The 7975-nt window shown below is 37.1% G+C and carries 2 protein-coding genes; both read right to left on the bottom strand.

Features of this window, described 5'->3' with window-relative positions:
• Positions 1–192: 192 nt before the first annotated feature.
• Positions 193–6465 carry a ZmpA/ZmpB/ZmpC family metallo-endopeptidase gene (locus HT719_RS11065; protein ID WP_172929230.1) on the bottom strand — a complete coding sequence of 2091 codons (6273 nt, stop codon included), beginning with the start codon at positions 6463–6465 and terminating at the stop codon, positions 193–195.
• A 238-nt stretch (positions 6466–6703) separates the two neighbouring features.
• A complete protein-coding gene (locus tag HT719_RS11060; RefSeq protein ID WP_166732210.1) occupies positions 6704–7882 on the bottom strand; it encodes a hypothetical protein in 1179 nt (392 codons plus the stop codon).
• Between the last annotated feature and the right edge of the window lie 93 nt (positions 7883–7975).

The following is a 7975-nucleotide window of genomic DNA, read 5'->3' as shown; positions in this document are numbered from 1 at the left end:
AACTATCCGTGAGTTCTCTAGTCTGGAGATTTTTCAATATACTTCGTTATTGGACGGTTACGGTGCAACCAAGACACTTCCGAGTAACACCGAACCAACAATACATTTTATTTTCCGAATGGAAAATTTATCTTTTTTAATAATGACAATTCTAATTCTCTACATTCAATTTTTATTTCCTAATAGTAAACACTATTTTTTATTCTCAAAAATTGAACTTCTAAAATCATCGGTTTGGTCAAGATAGGCTTTAAAGATTGCTCTCTTCAACTTATGAACCGCACTATCATATTCTGGATTATAGTTATACCAAGAATAACGATTATCTTCTGCATCCTTACGAACAGCTTCATCCATTAATTTCTGTAATTCAGTCACGCTATTGATAGTTTTTGTTCCGCGAATATACCAAGGAATTGATGGATCCTTAAATGACACTGTATTTAATTGTCCAAACTTATCTTGGCGTTCTTTGTACATAGCTTTCTTGAATTCTGTCCAAGTTTTATATTGACCGTTAAATACCTTTTTCAAAACCAAGTCATCTGTCACCAATCCGCGTTCTTTACCATAAATAGTTATCTTTTTACCATTTTGTTTGGCTTCTTCTTCGTATTGGTTTGAGATATATGGTACCATACCATCTTTAAAGCCTTTAGCAGCTAGTAGTTCATAGGCTATACGACGTCCCATCAGGTCACCTGGTGTTCCTATATCACTACTTAATGCTGCATAAATTGGTGCAAATAACTTAATAGTGAAGTAGCCATTTCTTTCGTATTCTTTAGACTTGTATTCACGAGCTGAAAGGATGTTATTATCAATCAAACTCTCAAAGCTTGTCAGTTTTTTAGCATCTTCTACTGTCAAATCTTTGACTACATTTGTTGCGTAAACCTTATTTCCATCTTCACGATCTTCTACATACTTGTTCTCAATTTTTCTAAGAGCTTCCATTTTCTGATAATCAGTAAGTTTCTCTGTGATAGATTTACCTTCAAGATATTCTAGCATATAAATAACATCAAACATATTGTGGACATATTGCTTCAAATCATCAGAGTTTTTAAATCTCGTAGTTGGATCGAGTATTTGTAATCGTTGTCCTTCTGTACTATCAGATTTTGAATGTTTCAAGATTGAGTTGATGGTGATTGTCGCATCTTCTGGATGGTCTGGTGCTTGTAATAAGCCTTTGGCGAAGAACTCTGGTCCCAAGCCACTTCTTCTACCATAGCCACCAAGATAGATGTCCTGGTCTGAGTCATGTGTCATCTCATGCGTATAAGTAATGGCGCCGTCCTTGTCCAACATACGATACCCCATATAATAAACGGCATCCCCTGTGGCGTAAGCACCGTGTTCATTATGACCGACTTTATTTCCAACAGGTCCAAAGAAATGTTTCATTGCAGGATTTGGACTATCAAAATCTGCTACTTCTGTAGCCTTTCCTTTAGTATTATCAGTTCCAAATTTATAGGCATCATAAAGCAAGATATTTCGATAAAGCTTTTCACGCCCTTTTTCATCTAGAATACGATACCAATAATCATAGTGATCTCGTTGATGTTTGGCTGTCTCACGCGCGTTTTCTTCAACAAAGCTATTCAGATCACCACTTGCTTGATGTTCTTTATTACGGTAACGATCATAAGCACCAAATCCTAGACTAGAGATAGTTGAAATGACAAATACTGATTTTTCTGGCAAGGTAAGTAGAGGTAGTACCATGTTACGGTATTTCCAGCTGTCGCTAGTGATTCGATCATAGACACCGATAGAATACTTGGTACCTGCTTGTTCCTGCTTGGTTTTGACTTCTTCAATATCAGATTTTTCTTCAACGATATAAGCCTTGGTCTGTGATTTAAACCAGTCATTGTTAGTTTGAGTAGGTGCAAATGCTTTACGGTAGCCTTCTAAAGAACTAAACAGGTCTTTTGTACCGTAATTATTCGTTAACAAGGCATTGTAAGTAACCACATTATTTTTAGCCAAGAGATTGTTGTAGCCAGATTTACCTAGTTCAATAATCGTATCAAGAGGAGAGGTATTTCCCTTACCAAAGAAATCCATATGGAACATAAGCAAATCTTTTGCGCTAGCCTTATCGAATTTGAAATCATACCAGCGTTCTAGATAGGTTAATCCGAGCATCAAGGCTTCTTTGTTGCGCTTGATTTTATCAACAATGTAATTGTCAATTATATCATTATTTCCAGAAACAGCAGCATCAGCTGAAAGTAATTTTTTAAGAGTTTCAGTTAAGTGCTCTTTGGTTTTAGCGAATTGCTCATCTAGATAGAGTTCTGTTAATTTAATATTATCAGAGATTCCTAACAAATTCTTAAGAGCAGTTGGATTATACTGTACTGTATTTAAGTCGTTTTTAACTCTGTCTATTATAGATGTGTAATCTTTTAGGAAAGCATTTGGTGTGTATACTAGACCTGTACTTCCAATATTATACTCAGCCAGATTTGCAAAGTCACTATGGTAGGTTACGTTTACTTTCTCAGATGTTCCATCGTTGTAATGTAGTAATAAATGATTGATAGAATTCTTGTTTGAAGTGATATCTGAGGCTACTTCCTCATTTTTCATAGGGACAACAGATAACAGTTCTTTCTTATACAGGTTATGATCAGTTGATAATTGATTTCCATATTTTACAATGGTATCTCTATTATAGAAAGGTAATAATTTTTCTATATTTTTATATGCAACTTTTCTTGTCTCCTGATAATGAGCTGCCTTGGTATAATCTACATCCTGTTTAGCAGAATTTGTGAAATCTTCCACTGTGACAGTGTGTTTTTTAGTAATCTTCTCTTTCTTAGCTTGAACTGCTGTTTTTTCAATCTCAGTACCACGTTCTACAGTGGAATCAACTGACATCACCTCATCATCAACTTGTTGAACATTGACTACTTTGTTTTCTTTATTACTATAGACATTTGTTTCCTTTATACCATTGAAGTGGTAACCAGAAATCGCATTCCCATTTGTAATATTCATATCGCTGAGAACATTTTGTAGAATCCCAGAATTGTCCTCCGTGCTAGAGCCATTTGTCCAAAGGGAACCTGCAACTCCACCAACTCTAGCGAATGGTTTAGCATTATTTATTTCACCTTCAGCATAACTATTTGCTACAGTTGCATTATTTTCTACGATACCTGCAATTCCACCAATGGTTTGATTAGAATGTTCTCCATTACTTGAAATGGTTACTGATGCTATAGAATGATCTACCCTAGCATTCGTACCAGTTAATTGACCGACTAGACCACCAATTGCATACTGAGAGGTTGTAACAAAGGTATTTGTTATTCTTCCAGTGAAACTACTATTACTTACGGTAGAATTTTCAACTTTCTGAATAAGTCCTCCGATACCTAGCTCACCAGCAATGATTCCATTTGCGTGAACGTTATCTAAAGTTGAAGAATTTGTGGCTTCCTTAGCAACTGATGCGACATGATTCTTACCAGAAATATTAACATCTTTTAAGGTGAGATCCTTAACAGTAGCTCTATTTAATGTATTGAATAATGGCTTTTTCAAATTATAGATAGCATAATGTTTCCCCTGATGACTACCAATTAATGTCCCTGTGAAATTATTTGTAACATAACTTTCTTGGTTTTCATCCAACTCAACCTCACGAGCATTCATTGTTGCACCCAAAGTGAAAGTTCCATTAGGTCTACTATTCATATCAGCTACTAGTTTTTTAAAAGATGTGTAGATAGGACCATCGTTTTGAACAACTTTTGGAAGATAATAAGTAAAATTGTCTTGGTATTGATTGTCTAAAGATTGCTTCAAGTGTTCCAAGCTAGCTGTAATTTTATAGACTGGTTTGCCATCTTTTGTAGTGTCCTCAATGTTTGAAACTGGAAGCAGTACATCTTTAAATTTAGCTGACTTCACCTTAATGAAATAAGCAGATTTATTATCTGGTACTTTATCTAAGCTTGTATGTTGCTTTGATTGATTGCCTTCATAACTATAGAGTTCCACATCAGAAACACTTCTTAGTTCTATTGTTTTCTCTTGAACTTCTACTTTTTTATCAGGTTCTACTTCATTTTCTTGTTTAATTTCTTCATTTCCATTTGAATTGGCTGTGTTTGATTCGGTTGAAACATCCTCTGGTGAATTACCTTTTGGTTGGTCTGGTACTGTTTGCCCATTCTCTTCTGTTGTTGCATTACCAGAATTTTCAGGTTTTGTTGAAGTTTCGTCTTTTGACTCATCTTTACTTATTGGTTGTCCATTCAAGGCTGCCGCTGCTGCCACTAAGTTATTCTTAGCTTGATCAATCTCTGCTTGACTTGCACCTTCTTTAGCTGCTACAGTTTTCGCTGCCGCAAGTGCTTGATCGTAGGCAGTACGCTTAGCTTGGTCTGCATTCTGATACTTGTCAGATTCTTTCGTGCCAGATTCTTTACCAAGCTCGGCATTCAAGGCAGACTTGTCGCTTGCCACTCCATCCAATTGACCTTTTGCATCCTCTACTGCTTGCTTAGCTGCATTCACCTCTGCTTGTGTAGCTCCTGCTTTTGCTAGAACTTTTTGAGCGGCTTCTAATGCTGCATCATAAGCTTCTTTCTTGTCTGCTGTTGCATTTTGATACTTAGCTGTCTCTTTGGTAGCTGTCGCATCTGTTGTTGCGGCTGTTCGTAATGGCTCTTTGTCAGTTCCTTGTCCATTCAAGGCTGCCGCTGCTGCCACTAAGTTATTCTTAGCTTGATCAATCTCTGCTTGACTTGCACCTTCTTTAGCTGCTACAGTTTTCGCTGCCGCAAGTGCTTGATCGTAGGCAGTACGCTTAGCTTGGTCTGCATTCTGATACTTGTCAGATTCTTTCGTGCCAGATTCTTTACCAAGCTCGGCATTCAACTCATCTTTTTCAGGTTTGTTTGTTTCTTCAACTGAGGTTGTCGAATTACTAGGATTACTGGACACTTCCCCAGTATTTTCGTTAGATGTATCTGGTGATACTTTCTCTGAATTCGTTGTTGATTCTTCTGCAGATTGAACTGGATTTTCTGCTCCTTGAGTTGAGGTTCCTTCTGTGGTGCCTTCATTTGGTTTTACTGGAACTTCTTCTACAGTTTTTTCTAGTTCTTGTTCTTTCGGCTTCTCGACTGGAGTTGCAGAATGAACTTCTGAAGCGTCTGTAGATTCTTCTTTAGTCTCTCCTGATTTTTCTCCTGACTTAGGAGTTGCATCTTCTCCTGAGTTTGTTGTTGATTCTTCTGCAGATTGAACTGGATTTTCTGCTCCTTGAGTTGAGGTTCCTTCTGTAGTGCCTTCATTTGGTTTTACTGGAACTTCTTCTACAGTTTTTTCTGAAGTTTCATTTTTGGAGTCATTATTTTCTGGTTTATTTGACTCTCCAACTTTATTTGTATCACCTTGATTAGATTCAGTTGGTACTGTTTGGCTATTCTCTGTTGTTGCATTACCAGAATTTTCAGGTTTTGTTGAAGTTTCGTCTTTTGACTCATCTTTTTCAGGTTTGTTTGTTTCTTCTACTTCTTTTGGCTTCTCGACTGGAGTTGCATCTTCTTTCTGTTTTCCAAGATTCTCTCCGTTCTGAGAAGAATCTACGGTTGGAGGTGTAGAGTGACTTTCCACTTCTGAGTTCATATCACTAGATAATGTATCAGCTTTAGTTTCAGCGGACTCTGTAGCTACAGTTCCAACTTGTCCATCCCTAAATTCTGGAACAGCCTCATACTGTCCGTTAATCACTTGTATTTTTGATGGATTCTCTATAAAATTCGGTGCAATCGTATAATCTACCTTTTGTTGATCTATTGGAGTGGCTACTGATTTCTCTTGATTACTTACCTTAGAATCAGAAGTCGTTTTTCCCTCTTTGATATATCCAATATATGTGTAACCTGAAATCTCTTTAGGAAGAGGTAATTTTTCTCCAGAGGTCAATTCATAGTCCGTATTGTAATTCAGTAAAAGATTATTTTCTAAAGCATGGGCTGATACTAGAATACCGTTTCCTATCCCTGCAACCAATACTAAATGCAATACCGTTTTATTCTTAACTTTTTTCTTGGAAACAGCAAAAACTAAAATCCCCAGAGCTGCTAAGCTAGCACCAGCAACTAAGGCTTGCATCTCATTCTTGCTTCCAGTATTTGGTAATTCCGCCAGTTGATTTTGAGAATTTAACTTATAAACAAGATAATAAGTCTCATCATCATTCTCCACGTATGTCGGAATATCATATACAAGCTGCTTCTTTTCTTCTGATGATAGCTCTGACTCTGTCACATATTTGTAGTGAACACCTTTAGTCTCTTGAGCAGCCACAGATGAACTAGCTAATACAGACATAAAAAATAAACTCGAAATCGTTGCAGATACAAGTCCTACTGATAATTTTCTAAATGAAAAACGTTCTTGTTTTTCACCAAAATACTTTTCCATTATTCCTCCTTGAAATAAAATTTTAAAAATATGTAAGCCTAACTTTTTTATATTAGTGTACTATCTATAAAAAAGGGAACATACTTTAATTATACTCTTTATTTAGCAAAAAGTCTTAAAATTGAGTTGCGTTTTCATACTTTTTTTATATATAAAATACCAAGTAGTAGTTTTGCAATTCCCTATTATTTTTTGGATAAAATGTAACCTACCATGAAATTTCCACGGCAGGTGTTACTCATATCACTAATCGTTCTAAAAATGGTTTGATGCAGTTGAGGAGAACTCCTTCTATCCAGCTTTCTTGTGCTGAGGATAGATGTTCTGTCTGAAGGCTTTCTTTTAAAAAGTCTCGGACTTGTTCTGGTGCGATTTCAAACTCAAAGGCTTTCATTTTATAGAAAAAGTCTAGCAGATGGTCTGATAAGTATTCAGTTGAAAAAGGCACTTCTCCACTTTTTCGATATTCTAATAAGAGCCGAGCAAAGCGGGCTTTTTCTTCAGGAAGCTCACGAAAATAGGAATTGAGGAGCCAGGTCTGCTTCTGCTTTCTTTCAATTGGATCCTGACTAGCAATTCGTTGGTCTTTTTCCAGCTCTTTTTGGTATTGTTTGGCCTTGATAGCCCGTTCTGTCCGATTTTTACCAAAAAGAATTTTCTCCCACTTGCGTTCTTCTTGAGTCAGGGTCTCTGTAAAGCCAAAGTAATCTTGATAAGCACGCTCTGCGGGTCCCATGGCTAGAACCAGATTGTCTGCATATTGCTTGGCGATTTTATCCCTCTTCTTGCGTTCTTTCTCTGCCTGGATACGAAGTTCTTGTTCGTAGTCAATTTTCTCCTTGCCTAGCTTGACAAGGTAGAGTTGGTCATCCGATTTCCCAAGTAAAAAGGGTTTGATACACTTTTCAAGGACTTCTTCCATCCGAGCTTTTTTCTTTGGCTCCGCCTTGGTCCAACTTCCTCCTTGAAAGACTTCTAGGAAAAGCTGGTAGTCTCTCTCAGGTGCAAATTGATTGCCACGATTGGGTTTGAAAACATCTTTTTCCCAGAGCCATTTTAAAAGTCGCTCGTCAAAGTCACTTTTATTGACCTTGATTTTCTCCTTTTTATGGGCTTTTCTGGTCAGATTTTCAACCTTTCTGAGCAGTTTTTCTTCCTCTTCCAGTTGCTGGTCAAGGGACAATCGATGAAAATGACGAACACAGTCGCTACCAATTGGAAAGAGGCGTTGACCTGTGACACCGTTAAAGAGTTCGTAGGCGTACTTGATGGCATTTCCACAGACACAATTGCTACGGCCAATACCGTTAAAAATCAAGGAAACTTCATTCCATTCCTTGGTAGCTTGTTCCCAAGTATCCGCTTTTGAAGCCTGTAAAACTGCATCATACAGGGATTTTCTAACTGGAAGTGTCATGAGGTCTCCTTTCTAATATTCAATGAAAATCAAAGAGCAAACTAGGAAGCTAGCCGCAGGCTGCTTAAAACACAGCTTTGAGGTTGTAGATAA

Source organism: Streptococcus sp. k-378 (genome assembly GCF_013277505.1).
GTDB lineage: Bacteria > Bacillota > Bacilli > Lactobacillales > Streptococcaceae > Streptococcus > Streptococcus pseudopneumoniae.
Note: the sequence above shows the minus strand (reverse complement) of the source record. Positions and strands in the feature narration are given on the sequence as shown.

What these genes read in the sequence shown, in the direction of transcription:
- HT719_RS11060 (WP_166732210.1), bottom strand. Translation starts at nt 7,882, where the DNA reads ATGACACTTCCAGTTAGAAAATCCCTGTATGATGCAGTTTTACAGGCT.
- HT719_RS11065 (WP_172929230.1), bottom strand. Translation starts at nt 6,465, where the DNA reads ATGGAAAAGTATTTTGGTGAAAAACAAGAACGTTTTTCATTTAGAAAA.